14 protein-coding genes and 2 rRNA genes are annotated in these 19,849 nt (G+C 70.6%); 2 read left to right on the top strand and 14 right to left on the bottom strand.

Annotation, left to right across the window (positions count from 1 at the left end):
- Positions 1 to 47 precede the first annotated feature (47 nt).
- From BKA21_RS00280 to argC, 13 genes are all read right to left on the bottom strand, one after another.
- Positions 48 to 3,154 (bottom strand): 23S ribosomal RNA (locus tag BKA21_RS00280).
- 399 nt (positions 3,155 to 3,553) lie between these two features.
- A 16S ribosomal RNA gene (locus BKA21_RS00275) occupies positions 3,554 to 5,074 on the bottom strand.
- The 16S and 23S rRNA genes sit together here, the layout of an rRNA operon.
- A gap of 753 nt (positions 5,075 to 5,827) precedes the next feature.
- Entirely contained in the window at positions 5,828 to 7,120 is a 1,293-nt protein-coding gene (tyrS, locus tag BKA21_RS00270) for a tyrosine--tRNA ligase (protein ID WP_140460565.1), read from the bottom strand.
- A 101-nt stretch (positions 7,121 to 7,221) separates the two neighbouring features.
- Positions 7,222 to 7,947 (bottom strand): DNA-3-methyladenine glycosylase, encoded by a 726-nt coding sequence (locus BKA21_RS00265; protein WP_239072975.1) that lies wholly within the window; start codon positions 7,945 to 7,947, stop codon positions 7,222 to 7,224.
- Positions 7,944 to 8,576, bottom strand: coding sequence for a nucleoside/nucleotide kinase family protein (locus BKA21_RS00260; RefSeq protein WP_140460564.1), 633 nt, complete (start codon positions 8,574 to 8,576; stop codon positions 7,944 to 7,946). The genes BKA21_RS00265 and BKA21_RS00260 overlap by 4 nt, the downstream gene beginning before the upstream one ends.
- Before the next feature lie 28 nt (positions 8,577 to 8,604).
- Complete coding sequence (gene argH, locus BKA21_RS00255) at positions 8,605 to 10,065, bottom strand: argininosuccinate lyase (protein WP_140460563.1); 1,461 nt, start codon at positions 10,063 to 10,065, stop codon at positions 8,605 to 8,607.
- A gap of 1 nt (position 10,066) precedes the next feature.
- Complete coding sequence (locus BKA21_RS00250) at positions 10,067 to 11,308, bottom strand: argininosuccinate synthase (RefSeq protein ID WP_140460562.1); 1,242 nt, start codon at positions 11,306 to 11,308, stop codon at positions 10,067 to 10,069.
- A 69-nt stretch (positions 11,309 to 11,377) separates the two neighbouring features.
- On the bottom strand, positions 11,378 to 11,890 hold the full coding sequence (locus BKA21_RS00245) for an arginine repressor (RefSeq protein WP_140460561.1): 513 nt from the start codon (positions 11,888 to 11,890) through the stop codon (positions 11,378 to 11,380).
- On the bottom strand, positions 11,887 to 12,819 hold the full coding sequence (argF, locus tag BKA21_RS00240) for an ornithine carbamoyltransferase (RefSeq protein ID WP_140460560.1): 933 nt from the start codon (positions 12,817 to 12,819) through the stop codon (positions 11,887 to 11,889). The genes BKA21_RS00245 and argF overlap by 4 nt, the downstream gene beginning before the upstream one ends.
- Entirely contained in the window at positions 12,816 to 14,201 is a 1,386-nt protein-coding gene (locus BKA21_RS00235; protein WP_140460559.1) for an acetylornithine transaminase, read from the bottom strand. The genes argF and BKA21_RS00235 overlap by 4 nt, the downstream gene beginning before the upstream one ends.
- A 1-nt stretch (position 14,202) precedes the next feature.
- Entirely contained in the window at positions 14,203 to 15,210 is a 1,008-nt protein-coding gene (gene argB / locus BKA21_RS00230; protein ID WP_140460558.1) for an acetylglutamate kinase, read from the bottom strand.
- Positions 15,207 to 16,433: a bifunctional glutamate N-acetyltransferase/amino-acid acetyltransferase ArgJ gene (gene argJ, locus BKA21_RS00225; RefSeq protein WP_140460557.1), complete on the bottom strand. Its 1,227-nt coding sequence runs from the start codon at positions 16,431 to 16,433 to the stop codon at positions 15,207 to 15,209. The genes argB and argJ overlap by 4 nt, the downstream gene beginning before the upstream one ends.
- Positions 16,430 to 17,488, bottom strand: coding sequence for an N-acetyl-gamma-glutamyl-phosphate reductase (gene argC, locus BKA21_RS00220; protein WP_203793545.1), 1,059 nt, complete (start codon positions 17,486 to 17,488; stop codon positions 16,430 to 16,432). The genes argJ and argC overlap by 4 nt, the downstream gene beginning before the upstream one ends.
- An 82-nt stretch (positions 17,489 to 17,570) precedes the next feature.
- On the opposite strand from argC, the gene BKA21_RS00215 reads away from it, so the two are divergent.
- On the top strand, positions 17,571 to 18,554 hold the full coding sequence (locus BKA21_RS00215) for a quinone oxidoreductase family protein (RefSeq protein WP_140460555.1): 984 nt from the start codon (positions 17,571 to 17,573) through the stop codon (positions 18,552 to 18,554).
- A complete protein-coding gene (locus BKA21_RS00210) occupies positions 18,551 to 19,306 on the top strand; it encodes a DsbA family oxidoreductase (RefSeq protein ID WP_140460554.1) in 756 nt (251 codons plus the stop codon). Before BKA21_RS00215 ends, BKA21_RS00210 begins: the two co-directional genes overlap by 4 nt.
- A 25-nt stretch (positions 19,307 to 19,331) precedes the next feature.
- On the opposite strand, the gene BKA21_RS00205 is transcribed toward BKA21_RS00210, so the two are convergent.
- Positions 19,332 to 19,838 carry a helix-turn-helix domain-containing protein gene (locus BKA21_RS00205; RefSeq protein ID WP_239072976.1) on the bottom strand — a complete coding sequence of 169 codons (507 nt, stop codon included), beginning with the start codon at positions 19,836 to 19,838 and terminating at the stop codon, positions 19,332 to 19,334.
- Positions 19,839 to 19,849 lie beyond the last annotated feature (11 nt).

Here is a 19,849-nt window from a genome sequence, read left to right as displayed (position 1 = left end):
GTTGGTGACTCGGGAACCGCACAGTGGACGCGTCGCAAAGAATGATGATAGTCAAGTCATCGGCTTATTAGTACCGGTCAGCTACGGCAGTCGTTAGTCCTGCCTTCCACGTCCGGCCTATCAACCCAGTGTTCTGCTGGGAGCCTCTCACCCACAAGGGGCATGGAAACCTCATCTTGAAGCAGGCTTCCCGCTTAGATGCTTTCAGCGGTTATCCCTCCCGAACGTAGCCAACCAGCCGTGCTCCTGGCGGAACAACTGGCACACCAGAGGTTCGTCCGTCCCGGTCCTCTCGTACTAGGGACAGCCCTTCTCAAGTTTCCTGCGCGCGCAGCGGATAGGGACCGAACTGTCTCACGACGTTCTAAACCCAGCTCGCGTACCGCTTTAATGGGCGAACAGCCCAACCCTTGGGACCTACTCCAGCCCCAGGATGCGACGAGCCGACATCGAGGTGCCAAACCATGCCGTCGATATGGACTCTTGGGCAAGATCAGCCTGTTATCCCCGGGGTACCTTTTATCCGTTGAGCGACGGCGCTTCCACAAGCCACCGCCGGATCACTAGTTCCGACTTTCGTCCCTGCTCGACCTGTCAGTCTCACAGTCAAGCTCCCTTGTGCACTTGCACTCGCCACCTGATTGCCAACCAGGCTGAGGGAACCTTTGAGCGCCTCCGTTACATTTTAGGAGGCAACCGCCCCAGTTAAACTACCCACCAGGCACTGTCCCTGATCCGGATCACGGACCGAGGTTAGATATCCAGAGCGACCAGAGTGGTATTTCAACGTTGACTCCACCGACACTGGCGTGCCGGCTTCACAGTCTCCCACCTATCCTACACAAGCCGCACCGAACACCAATACCAAGCTATAGTAAAGGTCCCGGGGTCTTTCCGTCCTGCTGCGCGTAACGAGCATCTTTACTCGTAGTGCAATTTCGCCGAGTTCGCGGTTGAGACAGCGGAGAAGTCGTTACGCCATTCGTGCAGGTCGGAACTTACCCGACAAGGAATTTCGCTACCTTAGGATGGTTATAGTTACCACCGCCGTTTACTGGGGCTTAAATTCTGAGCTTCGCCTTGCGGCTAACCCGTCCTCTTAACCTTCCAGCACCGGGCAGGCGTCAGTCCGTATACATCGTCTTGCGACTTCGCACGGACCTGTGTTTTTAGTAAACAGTCGCTTCTCCCTGGTCTCTGCGGCCATCCACGCTGCCCCGGGCAAGCCGGTTCACGCTTCAGGCCCCCCTTCTCCCGAAGTTACGGGGGCATTTTGCCGAGTTCCTTAACCACGATTCTCTCGATCGCCTTGGTATTCTCTACCTGACCACCTGAGTCGGTTTGGGGTACGGGCGGCTAGAACCTCGCGTCGAGGCTTTTCTTGGCAGCATAGGATCACCCATTTCCCGCATACGCGGTACCCGTCAGTTCTCAGGCATACAAGGTGCGGATTTGCCTACACCTCGCCCTACAACCTTGGACGTGGACTACCATCGCCACGCTGGGCTACCTTCCTGCGTCACCCCTGTTAATACGCTTACCTACTACCGGATCGGGTCCCGTGCTCCCTGGCTCGGTGTCCCCGAAGGAACGATGAACCAGCTCGGACGGTTAGCATCACCGGGCTCGGTATGGGCGGTTCTTCGCCGGTACGGGAATATCAACCCGTTGTCCATCGACTACGCCTGTCGGCCTCGCCTTAGGTCCCGACTTACCCAGGGCGGATTAGCCTGGCCCTGGAACCCTTGGTCATTCGGCGGACGGGTTTCTCACCCGTCATTCGCTACTCATGCCTGCATTCTCACTCGTGTAGGCTCCACCACTGGGTCACCCCGCAGCTTCACTGCCCACACGACGCTCCCCTACCCATCCACACGACTGAACCACGAAGGCTTGTCACGAGTGTGAATGCCACAGCTTCGGCGGTGTGCTTGAGCCCCGCTACATTGTCGGCGCGGAATCACTTGACCAGTGAGCTATTACGCACTCTTTCAAGGGTGGCTGCTTCTAAGCCAACCTCCTGGTTGTCTGTGCAACTCCACATCCTTTCCCACTTAGCACACGCTTAGGGGCCTTAGCTGGTGGTCTGGGCTGTTTCCCTCTCGACTACGGAGCTTATCCCCCGCAGTCTCACTGCCACGCTCTGGCTTACCGGCATTCGGAGTTTGGCTAACGTCAGTAACCTGGTGGGGCCCATCGGCTATCCAGTAGCTCTACCTCCGGCAAGAAACGCGTGACGCTGCACCTAAATGCATTTCGGGGAGAACCAGCTATCACGAAGTTTGATTGGCCTTTCACCCCTAACCACAGGTCATCCCCCAGGTTTTCAACCCTGGTGGGTTCGGGCCTCCACGCGGTCTTACCCGCGCTTCACCCTGCCCATGGCTAGATCACTTCGCTTCGGGTCTAGAGCACGCGACTACAGACGCCCTATTCGGACTCGCTTTCGCTACGGCTTCCCCACACGGGTTAACCTTGCCACGTACCACTAACTCGCAGGCTCATTCTTCAAAAGGCACGCCGTCACCCCTGCTAGGGAGGCTCCGACGGATTGTAGGCACACGGTTTCAGGTACTATTTCACTCCCCTCCCGGGGTACTTTTCACCTTTCCCTCACGGTACTTGTCCGCTATCGGTCACCAGGTAGTATTTAGGCTTACACAGTGGTCTGTGCAGATTCACTCCGGGTTTCTCGGGCCCGGAGCTACTTGGGATCCCCTTCAGGAGACCACGCCATTTCGTCTACGGGGGTACCACCCTCTGTGCCGGGCCTTTCAATGCCCTTCGACTATGACGCGATTTTCTGACTCCTCGCCAACTCGGCAGAGCTGACCGAAAGGTCCCACAACCCCGTACGCGCAACGCCTGCCGGCTATCACACACGCACGGTTTGGCCTGATCCGCTTTCGCTCGCCACTACTCACGGAATATCTCTTCCTGCCGGTACTGAGATGTTTCACTTCCCGGCGTTCCCTCCACTCACCCTATATATTCAGGTGAGGGTCACCGCACATGACTGCGGCGGGGTTTCCCCATTCGGACATCCTCGGATCACGGTTCGTTTGCCAACTCCCCGAGGCTTATCGCAGGCTACTACGTCCTTCTTCGGCTCCTGGTGCCAAGGCATCCACCCTGTGCCCTTATAAACTTGACCACAAAGATCATTCAAAGATGCTCGCGTCCACTGTGCAGTTCTCAAGCAACCACCGGTCACCACCCGACACCCGGCGCCTACCCACCCCCCGAAGGAGACAAGCGGTTCATCCGGACCAGACAGTCCCGACCTGAAAGACACAACCTCAACGGCTGCTCCCTCAGGACCCAACAGCGTGCCAGGCCGACCCCACCAGCAGAACCTCACCTTTCCCTCCCCACCACCCGCACCCCGAAGGACACGAACAGCAGGCGTACTCAGCAGCCCCACCAGCACAAAGCCGGCCGTAGTCGATGTTCCACCCGTGAGCACCACCCCTGACACGAACGGCCAGGGCATGGGCCTGGACAACCACCCGCACCCCACGACAGGGCACGCCAGCTGCCAGATGCTCCTTAGAAAGGAGGTGATCCAGCCGCACCTTCCGGTACGGCTACCTTGTTACGACTTAGTCCTAATCGCCAGTCCCACCTTCGACGGCTCCCCCCACAAGGGTTGGGCCACCGGCTTCGGGTGTTACCGACTTTCATGACTTGACGGGCGGTGTGTACAAGGCCCGGGAACGTATTCACCGCAGCGTTGCTGATCTGCGATTACTAGCGACTCCGACTTCATGGGGTCGAGTTGCAGACCCCAATCCGAACTGAGACCGGCTTTTTGGGATTCGCTCCACCTCGCGGTATCGCAGCCCTTTGTACCGGCCATTGTAGCATGCGTGAAGCCCAAGACATAAGGGGCATGATGATTTGACGTCATCCCCACCTTCCTCCGAGTTGACCCCGGCAGTCTCCCATGAGTCCCCGGCATAACCCGCTGGCAACATGGGACGAGGGTTGCGCTCGTTGCGGGACTTAACCCAACATCTCACGACACGAGCTGACGACAACCATGCACCACCTGTACACCGACCTTGCGGGGCACCCATCTCTGAGTGTTACCGGTGCATGTCAAGCCTTGGTAAGGTTCTTCGCGTTGCATCGAATTAATCCGCATGCTCCGCCGCTTGTGCGGGCCCCCGTCAATTTCTTTGAGTTTTAGCCTTGCGGCCGTACTCCCCAGGCGGGGCACTTAATGCGTTTGCTGCGGCACGGAACTCGTGGAATGAGCCCCACACCTAGTGCCCAACGTTTACGGCATGGACTACCAGGGTATCTAATCCTGTTCGCTCCCCATGCTTTCGCTCCTCAGCGTCAGTTGCGGCCCAGTGACCTGCCTTCGCCATCGGTGTTCCTCCTGATATCTGCGCATTCCACCGCTACACCAGGAATTCCAGTCACCCCTACCGCACTCTAGTCTGCCCGTACCCACTGCAAGCCCCAGGTTGAGCCTGAGGATTTCACAGCAGACGCGACAAACCGCCTACGAGCTCTTTACGCCCAATAATTCCGGACAACGCTTGCGCCCTACGTATTACCGCGGCTGCTGGCACGTAGTTAGCCGGCGCTTCTTCTGCAGGTACCGTCACTTGCGCTTCTTCCCTGCTGAAAGAGGTTTACAACCCGAAGGCCGTCATCCCTCACGCGGCGTCGCTGCATCAGGCTTGCGCCCATTGTGCAATATTCCCCACTGCTGCCTCCCGTAGGAGTCTGGGCCGTGTCTCAGTCCCAGTGTGGCCGGTCGCCCTCTCAGGCCGGCTACCCGTCGTCGCCTTGGTAGGCCATCACCCCACCAACAAGCTGATAGGCCGCGAGCCCATCCCTCACCGATAAATCTTTCCAGACGCTACCGATGCCGGTGCGTCTCATATCCGGTATTAGACCTCGTTTCCAAGGCTTATCCCAGAGTGAAGGGCAGGTTGCTCACGTGTTACTCACCCGTTCGCCACTGATCAGACCAGCAAGCTGGCCGTCACCGTTCGACTTGCATGTGTTAAGCACGCCGCCAGCGTTCGTCCTGAGCCAGAATCAAACTCTCCGTTAATGTCAAACAGCCACCCACCAGGCGAACCCAGCGAGCAACAGACACCACAAAGAAGCCCCAGCCATACAGCCAGGGCCAGAAACTGGCACCTACCTGAGCCACTCACACGGGGGTGCGAGCTGACCCAGATGCGATACCACTATCAATGGCATCGACTACTTGGCACACTGTTGAGTTCTCAAGGAACAGACGCGCATCCACTCAAACCTTGCGGCTCTCACTGGAGGCTTCTCTTCGTTCGTGCTCCACCCTACCAGACCGAATCGCATTCCCGAACCAGGCACTCGCCCGACTCGAAACCGCTCATCCGCCCTTCCGGCGTCGTTCTCAACTCTACACCATTTATTTCCCCGCCCCGGCCTCACAGCCGAACCAGAAAAACAAACCAGCGAGAATCTCGAACAAAAACTACCCCACAACCCGGAACCCACCGAACCACCGAAGCGACCCGACAACCACCGAACTGCGGCCCCGCACACTACACCCCGACGCACACAGCGCCAAGATGACCAACACACGGGAAGGCCCTGCTCCGCGGGACCGACCACCGAAGATCACCTCGGTGTCCGTTCCTCCCTGCCGGGCGGGCTCAGAGAACATTACAGGTGTGTTGCGTGACGTGCAAACGACGACCGGGTGATCGCGGTCACCACGTCGCGGGCTCTCTGCCCCGAGGCTCTCACCTGCGCGATCACCGTCATCGACGGGTGGGGCGACCCCAGGGGCGGGGCCGCCCCACCCCTGGCGCGACGATCAGCCCCCGGCGGGGGCGGCCCCGGCGGGGGCTGCGTGGGTGTCGACGACCGCCAGCGTGCGCTTGCCGCGACGCAGGAGGGCCCATCGGCCGTGCAGGAGGTCGTCGGCGCCCAGCGTCGCGTCCTCCGCACTCACCCTCACGTTGTTCAGCGACGCACCGCCCTCCGCCACGGCGCGTCGGGCGGCACCCTTGGACGCCACCACGCCGGACGCGGCGAGCAGGTCCACGACGAGGTCGCCCGGGCGCCCCGGCGCGGTCGGGAGCTCGGAGACCGCCGCCGCGAACGTCGACGGGTCCAGGTCGGCCAGCGACCCGCGGCCGAACAGCGCCTGGCTCGCCGCCACCACCGCGTCAGCTGCAGCGGTGCCGTGCACCAGCGACGTGACGTCGTGCGCCAGCGCGCGCTGCGCCTCGCGTGCCGCGGGGCGCGCCTGCACCGCGGCCTCCAGGTCGGCGATCTCCTCGCGCGAGCGGAACGTGAACACCTTGAGGTAGCGCACCACGTCCGCGTCGTCGGCGTTGAGCCAGAACTGGAAGAACGCGTAGGGCGTGGTCAGCTCGGGGTCGAGCCAGACCGTGCCCGTCTCGGTCTTGCCGAACTTCGTGCCGTCGGCCTTGGTGATCAGCGGCGTGGTCAGCGCGTGCACCGCCCGGCCCTCGACCTTGCGGACCAGCTCCACGCCCGAGAGCAGGTTCCCCCACTGGTCGTTGCCGCCCGTCTGCAGGCGCACGCCGTGCCGGCGGTTCAGCTCGAGGAAGTCCATGCCCTGCAGGATCTGGTAGCTGAACTCCGTGAAGCTGATCCCCTGCTCGCTGTGCAGCCGCCGCGCGACGGTGTCCTTGGCGAGCATCGTGCCCAGGCGGTAGTGCTTGCCGACGTCGCGCAGGAAGTCGATCGCCGACAGTCCCGCCGTCCAGTCGAGGTTGTTCACCATCGTCGCGGCGTTCGGCCCGTCGAAGCGCAGCAGCGGGGCGATCTGCGCGCGGATGCGCTCGACCCAGCCCGCCACCACGTCGGGCGCGTTCAGGGTCCGCTCCCCCGCCATCTTCGGGTCGCCGATGAGGCCGGTCGCGCCGCCGACGAGGGCGAACGGGCGGTGGCCCGCGTCCTGCAGCCGGCGCACCGTGAGGATCTGGACGAGGTTGCCGATGTGCAGGCTCGGCGCGGTGGGGTCGAAGCCGCAGTACAGCGGCACCGGGCCGGCCGCGAGGTCCGCGCGCAGCGCGTCGAGGTCGGTGTGCTGGGACAGCAGGCCGCGCCAGGCCAGCTCGTCGAGGACGTCGGTCACGTGGGTGCTCCCGGGGGGACGTGCGCGGCCGTGCGGCCGGCGCGAGGAGGTGGGCGGCGTCGCGAGGCCGCTCGGGCAGGGTGGACGGGCGCGCGCACCCGTCAGGCCGACGCCGTCGCCCCGCGCGGGGCGTCTGCCGACGTCGGCGAGCGATAGCCGGGGCGGAACGCGGACACCGTGCGCTCACCGGTGAACCACAGCCGCCACGGGTACGTCGCCACGTCGCCGCCCGCACCCGAGACACCGACGCGGGCGCCGCTCACCACGGGCGGCAGGACCGTGTCGGTCTCGCGCAGGTGCACGACGACCGCGCCGCCCGGCTCGGTCACGTCCTGACCGTTCGCGGCGACGTCGAGGCCGAGGCACACCGCCAGCCGGGCCGGTCCGCGGGCCAGCTGGCGCTCGTTGTCCACCGTGCCGGCACGGGCCCGGCGCTCCCAGGCCAGGTCCTTGCCCTCGACGACCTCGCCCGCCCGCAGCAGCACGGCCGACGCCGAGCCGGCGGGCTGCGTCACCACGTTCACGCAGTGGTGCAGGCCGAGGTGCCGGTAGACGTACAGGCGCCCGGGCTCGGCGAACATCGCCGCGTTGCGTGCGTTGCGGCCCCGGAACGCGTGGGAGGCCGGGTCGTCGTCGCCGCCGTACGCCTCGACCTCGGTCAGGCGCACCGTCACCGTGCCGTCCGGCCCGTGCGCGGACACGAAGGCCCCGAGCAGGTCACGGGCGACGGTCAGGACGTCGCGGGAGAACCACGTGCGCGCAGGGACACGCCCGACGCCGGGGGCCGCGGCGTCGTCGCCTGCGGGCTCGGGCTGCACGGCGTTCACCCGGCCATCATGCCAAACGCGTCCAGCACGACGTCGCAGCGCCCCCGCGTGCCCTGCGCGGCGAAGTGCGCCTGCTCGTCGCGCATCCACGTGCGCCAGTGCGGCTCGGCCGCCGCGCCGTCGCGCGCGAGCCCGCGGGCCAGGCGCACGGCCGGCGGGGCCTCGACCCACAGGCGCAGCGACGTCAGCGGGTCGACCGCGCGCGGGCAGGAGCCGCAGCCCTCGAGCACGAGGACGTCGACGGGCGGGACGTCGACCCAGCCGTCGAAGCGCGCGAGCCCCCAGTCGTACCGCTGGAAGCGCCCGGCCCAGCCCCGGCGCAGGGGGTCGGCGACCTGGGTGCGGACCCGCGGCCACAGGGTCGGCTCGAAGCCGTCCCACCCGGCGTACAGGTCGTCCATGTGCACGACCGCCGCCGAGCGGCCCGCCTCGGCGGCCGCCGCGACGAGACGGGCCGCCGTGGTCGTCTTCCCCGAGCCGGCCGGACCGTCCACCGTGACGAGCCGGACGCGTCCGAGCCGGGCCGGCCCGTCCAGGAGCCCGGCCACCAGCTGCGCGGCGACGGCCGACGCCGACCCGTCGCCGGGGTCCGCACCGCCCGCCGCAGCCGGAGCCTGGTCCAGGGTCATCGCGCCGGTCCGTGCCCGTGCCGCGAGGTCAGGCCGTCCGGGTCGCGCGCAGCTGCGCGGCCCGGGCGCGGGCACGTGCCAGCTGCTCGGCCACACGCACCGGGGCCGTGCCGCCGTGCGCGGACCGCGAGGCCAGCGAGCCCTCGACCGTCAGGACGGCGCGCACCGCAGGGGTCAGGTGCGGGGAGATCGCCACCAGCTGCTCGTCCGTCAGGTCCCACAGCTCGAGGGGCGGCTCGTGCTCCTCGCACGCGCGCACGCACGCACCGGCCACCTCGTGGGCGACGCGGAACGGCACACCCTCGCGGACCAGCCACTCCGCGACGTCCGTCGCCAGGGAGAACCCCTGCGGCGCCAGGGCGGCCATGCGGTCGGTGTCGAACGTCAGGGTCGCGACCATCCCGGCGAAGGCGGGCAGCAGGACCGTGAGCTGGTCGACCTGGTCGAAGACCGGCTCCTTGTCCTCCTGCAGGTCGCGGTTGTACGCGAGCGGCAGGCCCTTGAGCGTGGCCAGCAGGCCCGTGAGGTCGCCGATGAGCCGGCCGGCCTTGCCGCGGGCAAGCTCGGCGACGTCCGGGTTCTTCTTCTGCGGCATGATGCTCGACCCCGTGGAGTACGCGTCGTGCAGCCGCACGAAGCCGAACTCCTTGGTCGCCCACAGCACGACCTCCTCGGCCAGCCGCGAGAGGTCGACCCCGACCATCGCCGCGACGAACGCGAACTCCGCGACCACGTCGCGGGCGGCCGTGCCGTCGATCGAGTTCTCTACCGGGCCGTCGAAACCGAGCTCGGCGGCCACCGCGGCCGGGTCCAGGCCCAGCGACGAGCCCGCCAGCGCGCCCGAGCCGTACGGCGACACCGCGGCGCGGCGGTCCCAGTCGGCCCAGCGCTCGACGTCGCGCAGCAGGGGCCACGCGTGCGCGAGCAGGTGGTGGGCGAGCAGGACCGGCTGGGCGTGCTGCAGGTGGGTGCGGCCGGGGACCGGGGCGTCGCCCGCAGCCTCTGCCTGGGCGACCAGGGCGTCGACGACGTCGAGCACCATCGCCGACAGCACGCGCGCCTGCCGGCGCAGGTACATGCGCACCAGCGTGGCGATCTGGTCGTTGCGCGAGCGTCCCGCCCGCAGCTTGCCGCCGAGGTCGACGCCCGCGCGCTCGAGCAGCCCGCGCTCGAGGGCGGTGTGCACGTCCTCGTCGTCCGGGGTGGGACCGAACGCGCCCGACGCCACGTCGGCCCGCAGCCGCTCGAGCGCGTCGACCATGCGCGTGACCTCGTCGTCGGTCAGCAGACCGGCCGCGTGCAGCACGTGCGCGTGCGCGACCGAGCCGCTGACGTCGTCGTCCGCCAGCCGCCAGTCGAAGTGCGTCGACCGGGACAGGTCCGCCAGGGCCGCGGCGGGGCCGGACGCGAAGCGCCCGCCCCACAGGGCCAGAGGGCCGCCCGTCGCACCGTCGGCGCCTGCCGCGCCCTGCTCCCCCGCCGCGGTCACGTCAGGCGCCCGTCAGGCCGCCGGCCGGGCCCAGGTCGGGGGCGTTGCCGAAGGTCACGTCGCGGGCGGCGGCCAGCTTCGAGCTCAGGCCGTAGATCTCGATGAAGCCGCGCGCGGCCGACTGGTCGAACGTGTCGCCCGTGTCGTACGTCGCGAGGTTGAAGTCGTACAGGCTCGCGTCCGAGCGGCGGCCGGTGACGGTCGCCCGCCCGCCGTGCAGCACGAGACGCACGTCGCCGGAGACGTAGCGCTGGGTGTCCTCGACGAACACGTCGAGGGAGCGCTTGAGCGGGCTGAACCACTGGCCGTCGTAGACCAGCTCGGTCCAGCGCTGCTCGACCTGGCGCTTGAACCGCGCCTGCTCGCGCTCGACGGTGACGTTCTCGAGCTCCTGGTGCGCGGCGATCAGGGCGATCGCGCCGGGAGCCTCGTAGACCTCGCGGGACTTGATGCCGACGAGGCGGTCCTCGACGATGTCGATGCGGCCGACGCCCTGGGCGCCGGCGCGCCGGTTCATCTCCTGGATCGCCTGCAGCGGCGTCACGGCCACGCCGTCGAGCGCCACGGGCACGCCCTGCTCGAACGTGACGACGACCTCGTCGGCGACCGGCGGGAACGTCGGGTCGTCCGTGTACGTGTAGACGTCCTTGGTCGGGCCGTTCCAGATGTCCTCGAGGAAGCCGGTCTCGACCGCGCGGCCCCACACGTTCTGGTCGATCGAGAACGGGTTGTGCTTCGTCGTGGCGATGGGCAGCCGGTGCTTCTCGGCGTACTCGATCGCCTTGTCGCGGGTCAGCGCGAGGTCGCGCACGGGCGCCAGGCACTTCAGGTCGGGCGCGAGGGAGGTGATGCCGACCTCGAACCGCACCTGGTCGTTGCCCTTGCCGGTGCAGCCGTGCGCGACGGTCGTCGCGCCGAACTGGCGGGCGGCGCGCACGAGGTGCTTGACGATGACCGGACGCGACAGCGCCGAGACGAGCGGGTACCGGTCGAGGTACAGCCCGTTGGCCTTGAGGGCGGGCATGCAGTACTCGGTCGCGAACTCGTCGCGCGCGTCGGCCACGTAGGCCTCGACGGCGCCGCAGTCGAGCGCGCGGCGGCGGATGACCTCGAGGTCCTCCCCGCCCTGGCCGACGTCGACCGCCACGGCGATCACCTCGGCACCGGTGGCCTCGGCGATCCAGCCGATGGCCACCGAGGTGTCCAGACCGCCGGAGTAGGCGAGGACGACGCGTTCGGTCATGTCAGGGTGCTCCTTCTCGAGATCTGCATGCATGAACATACATCCTCATGCGGAGATATGCACAACCGGTCAGCCCTCGCCGGCGAGCGCGAGGAAGCGGTCCGCGACCGCGTCGCCGCCGTCCGGCGCGCGGCAGATCACCAGGACCGTGTCGTCGCCGGCGATCGTGCCGAGGACCTGCGGGAGGATCGAGTGGTCGATGGCCGACGCGAGGAACTGCGCGGCCCCGGGCGGGGTGCGCAGCACGACGAGGTTGCCCGAGGCCTCGGCCGTCACGAGCAGCTCGGCGCACAGGCGGGCCAGGCGGGCCGCGAGCTGCTCGGGGTCGGACGTCGTGGGCGTGCGGTCGCCGCCCTCCCCCGGCACGGCGTACGCGAGGGCTCCGGCCGGGGTGCGGATCTTCACCGCGCGCAGCTCCACGAGGTCGCGGCTGAGCGTGGCCTGCGTGACGTTGACGCCCTCCTCGGCGAGGAGGTCGGCGAGCTCGCCCTGGGAGTGCACCGCGCCGCGGTGCAGCAGCGCACGGATCAGCGCGTGGCGGGCCGCCTTGGTCGACGGGACCGCGCCCGTCCCGGTGGTCATCGTCGCTCCAGCAGGAACGACAGCAGCGCCTTCTGGGCGTGCAGGCGGTTCTCTGCCTCGTCCCAGACGACCGACTGCGGGCCGTCGAGGACCTCGGCGGTGATCTCCTTGCCGCGGTACGCGGGCAGGCAGTGCAGGACCAGGGCGTCCGGGGCCGCCAGCGCCAGGGCCGCGGCGTCGAGGCGGAACGGGACGAGCTGCGCCTCCCGCTCGGGCCCGACGTCCTCCTGACCCATCGAGACCCACGTGTCCGTGGCCACGACGTCCGCGCCGGCGACGGCCCCGGCCAGGTCGTGCACGACGCGGACCGAGCCGCCGGTCGTCGCCGCGACCTCGGCCGCGCGCGTCACGACCGCCGGGTCGGGTGCCGCGCCGACCGGGCAGCCCACGCGCACGTGCAGGCCCGCCGTGGCACCGCCGAGCAGGTACGAGTGGGCCATGTTGTTGGCGCCGTCGCCGACGAAGGCCAGCGTGGTGCCCGCGAGCGCGGCGACGCCCCCGCGGTGCTGGGCGACCGTGGTGAGGTCGGCGAGGACCTGGCACGGGTGGAAGTCGTCCGTGAGCGCGTTGACGACGGGGACGCCCGCGTGGGCGGCCATCTCCTCGATGCGCGCCTGCGCGTGGGTGCGCCACACCACCGCTGCCGCCTGCCGCCCGAGGACCCGGGCGGTGTCGGCGACGGACTCGCGCACGCCGATGCGGGCCAGGGTGCCGTCCACCGTGAGCGGGAACCCGCCGAGCTCGGCGATGCCCGTCGCGAAGCTCACCTGGGTGCGCAGGGTCGGCTTGTCGAAGATCACCGCGACGGCCCGCGGCCCGGCCAGGGGCGTCCGGATGAAGCGGTCGTCGCGGAACGCCAGGGCGAGCTCGAGGACCTCCCGCTGCTCGGCCGGGCTCAGGTCGTCGTCGCGCAGGAAGTGGCGGGTCATCGGGTCTCCTCGGGCACGGCGAGGTCCGCGGGCAGGGCCGCGACCAGGTCGACGAACGGCTGGACCTGCTCGTCGGTGAGGACGTAGGGCGGGGCCAGGCGCAGCGTGGTCGGGGTGCACGGGTTGACGATCGTGCCGGCGTCCAGGGCGCGGGCCGCGACCACGGCGGCGACCGGGGCGGTCAGCTCGACGGCGACGAGCAGCCCCTCGCCGCGCACCTCACGGACCAGGGGGCTCCCCGTGGTGCGCAGACGCTCCCGCAGGCGTGCGCCGAGGTCGCGCACGTGGGCGAGCAGACCGTCCCGCTCCACGACGCCGATCGTCGCCAGCGCGGCCGCGGCGGCGACGGGGTTGCCGCCGAACGTGGTGCCGTGCTGGCCCCGGCCCAGCAGGCCCGCGACGTGCGGGCCGAAGGCGATGAGGGCACCGACGGGGAAGCCGCCGCCGAGGCCCTTCGCGACCGTGACGGCGTCGGGGACGACCCCGCCACCCAGGTGCGGGTGGTGGTGGGCGAACCAGCGTCCGGTGCGCCCCATGCCCGTCTGGACCTCGTCCAGCACCAGCAGGGCGCCGTGCTCGTGCGTGAGCTCGCGGGCCAGGGCGAGCCACCCCGGGGGGAGCGGGCGCACGCCGGCCTCGCCCTGGATCGGCTCGACGACGAGCGCCGCGACCTGGTCGCCGTCGGTGGCGAACGCCGCCCGCAGCGCGTCGGCGTCGCCGAACGGCAGGAACTCCACCCCGGCGGGCAGCGGCTCGAACGGCTCCCGGTACGCGGCCTTGTGCGTCAGGGCGAGCGCACCCATCGTGCGGCCGTGGAACGACCCCTCCAGCGCCAGGACCCGGGGCCGGGCGCCGGCGGAGTGGCGGCGGGCGAGCTTGAAGGCCGCCTCGTTGGCCTCGGTGCCCGAGTTGGTGAAGAACACCCGCGAGCCCGTGGGCGCCTGGGCGAGCTCCACGAGACGCTCGGCCAGCGTGATCTGGGTCGGGCTGGCGAAGAAGTTCGAGACGTGGCCCAGGGTGCCGAGCTGGGCGCTGACCGCGGCCGTCAGCGTCGGGTGCGCGTGCCCGAGGGAGTTGACCGCGATCCCGCCGAGCAGGTCGAGGTAGCGGCGGCCGTCGGCGTCCCAGACGTACGGGCCCTCGCCGCGCACGAGGACACGCTGCGGGGGGCCGAAGGTGTCCATGACCGCGTGCGTGTAGCGGTCGGTCCACTGCGCCACGGACCCGTCGGCGGGCGGCAGCGGGAGGGCCTCGTCCGGGCCGGGGCCGCGGTGCCGGGCCAGGTGGCCGCCCGCCTCCGCCGGGGCGTGCCCGCCGCCGGTGGGCGGGTCGGTCGGCGGCGTGGCCTCGTGCGGGGCGTCGGGTGTTCCCGTCGTCGTCATCTCAGGCTCCCGGGGCGGGCCGCGGGGCCACCGCGGGGACGGGTGTGGTGAAGGGGGCGTCGGCGGGCTCGACGTCGGGCAGGACCATCGTGCCGATGCCGTCGGACGTGAACACCTCGACGAGGACCGAGTGGGGCGCCCGGCCGTCGATGACGTGGGCACGGGGCACGCCGCCCTCGACGGCGCGCCAGCAGGCCTCCATCTTCGGGCGCATCCCGGCGTCCAGGCGCGGGAGCAGCTCGGCGAGCGTCGACGCGCGGATGCGCCGGACCAGCGACGACCGGTCGGGCCAGTCGGTGTACAGGCCCTCCACGTCCGTGAGGACGATGAGCTTGCGCGCGCCGAGCGCGACCGCGAGCGCGGCGGCCGCGGTGTCCGCGTTGACGTTCAGCACCTGGGTGGGGTCGTCGACGTCGGGGGCGACCGTGGAGACGACGGGGATGCGCCGGGAGTCGAGCAGGTCGAGGACCGCGCCGGGATTGACGTGCACGACGTCGCCGACGAGGCCGACATCGACCTCCTGGCCGTCGACCACCGCGCTGCGCCGGCGCGCCTGGAACAGGCCGCCGTCCTCCCCCGACAGGCCCACCGCGTGCGGGCCGTGCGCGTTGAGCAGGCCCACCAGCTCGCGCGACACCTGACCGGTCAGCACCATGCGGACGACGTCCATCGCCTCGGGCGTCGTCACGCGCAGCCCGCCGCGGAACTCGCTGGCGATGTCGAGGCGGTCGAGCATCGCGTTGATCTGCGGGCCGCCGCCGTGCACGACGACCGGGCGCAGGCCGACCTGGCGCAGGAACACCATGTCCTCGGCGAAGGCCCGCTTGAGGTCGTCGTCGATCATGGCGTTGCCGCCGTACTTGACGACGACGAGCGCGCCGGAGAACTTCTGCAGCCAGGGCAGCGCCTCGACGAGCACCTCGGCCTTCTGGTCGGGGCGCAGGTCGGTGCGGGTGTCGAAGACGAAGTCGTCGCGCACCGCGGCGGTCGTCGGGTCGGGCTCGCTCATGTGGAGTACGCGCTGTTCTCGTGGACGTAGTCGTGCGTGAGGTCGTTGGTCCAGACGGTGGCCGCCGCGTCGCCGGCGTGCAGGTCGACGACGACGTGCACCTCGCGGGCCGCGGCCAGGTCGAGCTGCGCCGGGTCCTCGTGCGCACCGCCCGCGCGGCAGATCTGCAGGCCGTTGATCGTGACGTCGAGCGCGGCGGGGTCGTACGGCGCGACGTGCTCCGGGACGGTGCCGACCTGGGCGATGATCCGGCCCCAGTTGGGGTCGTTGCCGAACATCGCGGCCTTGAACAGGTTGGACCGGGTCACCGCGCGGGCGACGGCGACCGCCGCGTCCTGCGTGGTCGCACCCTGCACGTGCACCGCGATGTCGTGCGACGCGCCCTCGGCGTCGGCGACGAGCTGGCGGGCGAGCGACGCGCAGACGCGCAGGACCGCGTCGGCGAAGACGTCCGCGGCAGGCGCGACGCCGCTCGCGCCGGACGCCAGGAGGGTCACCGTGTCGGACGTCGACATGCAGCCGTCGGAGTCGACGCGGTCGAACGTGACGGCCGTGGCGGCCCGCAGCGCGGCGTCCGCGGTGGCGGCGTCGACGTCGGCGTCGGTCGTGACGACGCTGAGCATCGTGGCCATCGCCGGGGCGAGCATGCCCGCACCCTTGGCCATGCCGCCCACGACGAACGACCCGTCTGCGGTCTCGACGCGCACGTGCGCCGTCTTCGGCACGCTGTCCGTGGTCATGATGGCGGTCGCGGCGTCGGGCCCGGCACCGTCGGTGAGCGCCTCGACGGCGGGGCCGATGCCGGCGAAGAGCCGCTCGCTGGCGAGCGGGACACCGATGAGGCCGGTCGAGCACACGACGACGTCGCCGGCCGAGACGCCGAGCCCGGCCGCGACCTTCTCGGCCGTGGCGTGGGCGTCCTGGAAGCCGCGCGGGCCGGTGGCGACGTTCGCCCCGCCGGAGTTGAGGACGACGGCGGCCACGACGCCGTCGCGCACGACCTGCCGGGACCAGGTGACCGGTGCGCCGACCACGCGGTTGGTGGTGAACACCGCGGCACCGACCTGGCGGGGACCGTCGTTGACGACGAGCGCGAGGTCGGGCGAGCCGGAGGCCTTCAGACCGGCGGTGACGCCGGCCGCGCGGAAGCCGGCGGCGGCCGTCACCCCCGGCGACGTGCCGGGGGACGTGCCGTCGAGGGCGGGGCCGAGGTGGTCGGTCACGGGGCGACTCCGTTCCGGGGGAGGCCGAGGGTCTCCGGCAGGCCGAGGGCGAGGTTGAGGGACTGCACGGCGCCGCCGGCGGTGCCCTTGACCAGGTTGTCGATCGCGGTGACGGTGACCACGCGGCGGGCGCGGGCGTCGTACGCGACCTGGACGAGCGCGGTGTTGGCACCCGCGGTGGACGCCGTGGTGGGCCAGGCACCCTCGGGCAGCACGTGCACGAACGGCTCGTCGGCGTAGGCGGCGGTCCACGTCTCGCGCAGCACCGCGGGGTCGACGTCCGGGGCGAGCCGTGCGGTGGCGGTCGCGAGGATGCCGCGGGAGAGCGGCACCAGGACCGGCGTGAAGGACGTGCGGACCTCCGACGCACCCGCGCTGCGCAGGTTCTGGGCGATCTCGGGCACGTGCCGGTGGGTGCCGCCGACCGCGTACGGGACCGCCGCGCCGAGGGCCTCGGACGCGAGCAGGTGCGGCTTGAGCGCCTTGCCGGCCCCGGAGTACCCGACCGCGAGGACGGCCACGAGGTCGGTCGTGTCGAGCAGGCCCGCGGCGACGCCGGGCTGCAGGCCGAGCGTCACGGCCGTGACGTTGCACCCGGGGACCGCGATCCGCCGCGCGCCGGCGAGCCGCTCGCGCTGGCGGCCGCCGCCCGCACCGACCGCGAGCTCGGGCAGCCCGTACGTCCAGGTGCCCGCGTGCGGGCTGCCGTAGTACGCCTCCCAGTCGGCGGCGTCGACCAGCCGGTGGTCGGCACCGAGGTCCAGGACCACCGGGTCCTCGCCGAGCGCCTCGAGCTCGGCCGCGACCCGCCCGCTCGCACCGTGCGGCAGCGCCAGGACGACCACGTCGTGCCCCGCGAGCGCCTGCGCGGTCGTCGGCTCCAGGACCCGGTCGGCCAGGTCGAGCAGGTGGGGGTGGTGGGCACCCAGCGGCGTGCCGGCGCTCGAGTGCGCGGTGAGGGTGCCGATGCGGGCCTGCGGGTGGTCGAGCAGGAGCCGCAGGACCTCACCACCGGCGTACCCGCTGGCCCCGGCGACCGCCACGCTGAACGTCATGTGCATGAACATACAGTCGAGTGCAGACAAATACCAACGGCTCGGCGGGAACAGGCTCCCGCCGCCGACGGTTGCGGCCAGCGTGCGAGCCGTCACCGCCGCCCGCCCCGGCGGGCCCGAGGTCCTCCGGGTCGTCGACGTGCCCGAGCCCGAGCCCGCACCCGGGCAGGTCGTCGTGCGCGTCGCCGCGGCGGGCGTCAACTTCATCGACACCTACCGGCGCAGCGGCACCTACCGTATGCCGTTCCCCCACGTCGTGGGCTCGGAGGGCGCCGGCCGCGTCGTCGCCGTCGGGGCCGGCGTCACGAGCGCCGCCGTCGGGGACCGCGTCGCGTGGGCGTCCGCACCGGGCTCGTGCGCCGAGCTCGTCGCCGTGGCCGCCGACGACCTGATCGCCGTGCCCGACGCCGTCGACGACCGCACCGCCGCCGCCCTGCCGCTGCAGGGCCTGACCGCGCACTACCTCGCGACGTCGACCTTCCCGCTCGCGCCCGGGCACGACGTGCTGCTGCACGCCGCGGCCGGCGGCGTCGGGCTGCTGCTCACGCAGCTGGCCGCCGCCCGCGGCGCGCGCGTCGTCGCCACCGTCGGGTCCGCCGCCAAGGAGGAGCTCGCGCGCGCCGCCGGGGCCGCCGACGTCGTGCGGTACCGCGAGCTCGACGACCTGGGCACCCAGCTGCCCGAGCGCGTGCGCGCGCTCACCGGCGGACGCGGCGTCGACGTCGTGTACGACGGGGTCGGCCGGGACACCTTCGACGCCTCGCTCGCCTCGCTGGCCCGCCGCGGCACGCTCGTGCTGTTCGGCGCGTCCTCCGGTCCCGTCCCGCCGGTGGACCTGCAGCGCCTCAACACCGGCGGCTCGCTGTTCGTGACCCGCCCCACCCTCGCCGACCACACCGCCACGTGCGCCGAGCTGGACCAGCGGGCCCGCGAGCTGCTCGACGCCGTCGTCTCCGGGGCTCTGCACGTGCGCGTCGGCGCGACGTACCCCCTGGCCGACGCGGCCGAAGCCCACCGCGCGCTCGAGTCGCGCAGCACCACCGGAAAGGTCCTCCTCCTCCCGTGACCACGCTCACCTCCCCCACGTTCGCCGCCCCGCCGCGCACCGTCACCGTCGAGATCTGGTCCGACGTCGCGTGCCCGTGGTGCTACATCGGCAAGCGCCGCTTCGCCACGGCCCTGGCCGGGTTCGAGCACCGCGCCCACGTCGAGGTCGTCTGGCGCTCGTACCAGCTGTCCCCCGGCACACCCGCCGGGCCCGGACGCCCCGAGATCGACGCGCTCGTCGAGATGAAGGGCCTGCCGCGCGACCAGGTCGAGCAGATGTTCGCGCACGTGACCGACGTCGCCGCCGGCGACGGGCTCCGGTACGACTTCGCCCGCACGCTCGCGTTCAACACCTTCGACGCGCACCGTCTGCTGCACCTGGCCGCGCGCGTCGGCGGCGCCGCGCTCGCCGAGGCGACGACGGAGGCGCTGTTCTCCGCGCACTTCGAGCAGGGCGTCGACCTGGGCGCCGAGGGGGCCCTCGTGGCGATCGCCGCCGGGGCCGGGTTCGGGTCGCACGGCTGGGACGACGCGCAGGTCGCCGACGCGCTCGCGTCCGACGCCGAGGCCGACGCCGTGCGCGCCGACCTGCGCACCGCGCGCGAGCTCGGCGTCACGGGTGTGCCGTTCTTCGTCGTCGACCGCCGCTACGCCGTCTCGGGCGCTCAGCCCGCCGAGGTCCTCGCCCGGCTCCTCGACGCGGGCTGGCGCGAGGCCAACCCCCTCGTCCCGGCCGCGGGCGCCGACGCCTGCACCGACGACGGCTGCTGACGGGACAGCGCGGGGCGCCCCGGCGTCAGCGCGCGGCGCGCAGGACCGCCTCGCGCTCGCCGTCGCTGAGCACCCCGGCGAACGGGGCGTGGCCGCGCATCTCCCGGGCCCGCTGCGTCGGTGACGTCAGGAGCGTCAGCACGGCGTCGAGCGGCCCGTCGAGAGCCTTCTCCCACCCGGCGAGCACCCGCGCGGCCTGCCCGCGCGGGTGCCGCTCCTGCAGCGCACGGAGGTTGTCGCGCGCCAGCTCCAGCGTCGGGCCCGGGTAGACCGCGAGCTTGCCCGCGACCGCGACCGCGAGGAGCCACGTGCGGCGCTGCTCGGCCGACATGCGGGCCGAGCCCCACCGCACCCGCTCGACCTCCGCGCGGCGGATCCGCCGGTGCGAGCCCGTCGTGACGTACTCCAGGTCCCCCCGGTCGCACAGGTCGACGACGTGCTGACGGGAGACGCCCAGGAGCTTGGCGACCTCGCCGGTGGTGAGGAGGGTGTCCTCCTCGGTCATCAGCTCGTCCGAGACACCCGTGCGCACCCCTGCACCGT

This window comes from Cellulomonas oligotrophica (genome assembly GCF_013409875.1).
In the GTDB taxonomy this organism is placed as follows: Bacteria; Actinomycetota; Actinomycetes; order Actinomycetales; family Cellulomonadaceae; genus Cellulomonas; species Cellulomonas oligotrophica.
Note: the sequence above shows the minus strand (reverse complement) of the source record. Positions and strands in the feature narration are given on the sequence as shown.

Bases quoted from the DNA above. Each gene is read 5' to 3' on its own strand.
- BKA21_RS00260 (WP_140460564.1), bottom strand. From the start codon at position 8,576: ATGACCCTGGACCAGGCTCCGGCTGCGGCGGGCGGTGCGGACCCCGGC.
- BKA21_RS00250 (WP_140460562.1), bottom strand. From the start codon at position 11,308: ATGACCGAACGCGTCGTCCTCGCCTACTCCGGCGGTCTGGACACCTCG.
- BKA21_RS00245 (WP_140460561.1), bottom strand. From the start codon at position 11,890: ATGACCACCGGGACGGGCGCGGTCCCGTCGACCAAGGCGGCCCGCCAC.
- argF (WP_140460560.1), bottom strand. From the start codon at position 12,819: ATGACCCGCCACTTCCTGCGCGACGACGACCTGAGCCCGGCCGAGCAG.
- BKA21_RS00235 (WP_140460559.1), bottom strand. From the start codon at position 14,201: ATGACGACGACGGGAACACCCGACGCCCCGCACGAGGCCACGCCGCCG.
- argB (WP_140460558.1), bottom strand. From the start codon at position 15,210: ATGAGCGAGCCCGACCCGACGACCGCCGCGGTGCGCGACGACTTCGTC.
- argC (WP_203793545.1), bottom strand. From the start codon at position 17,488: ATGACGTTCAGCGTGGCGGTCGCCGGGGCCAGCGGGTACGCCGGTGGT.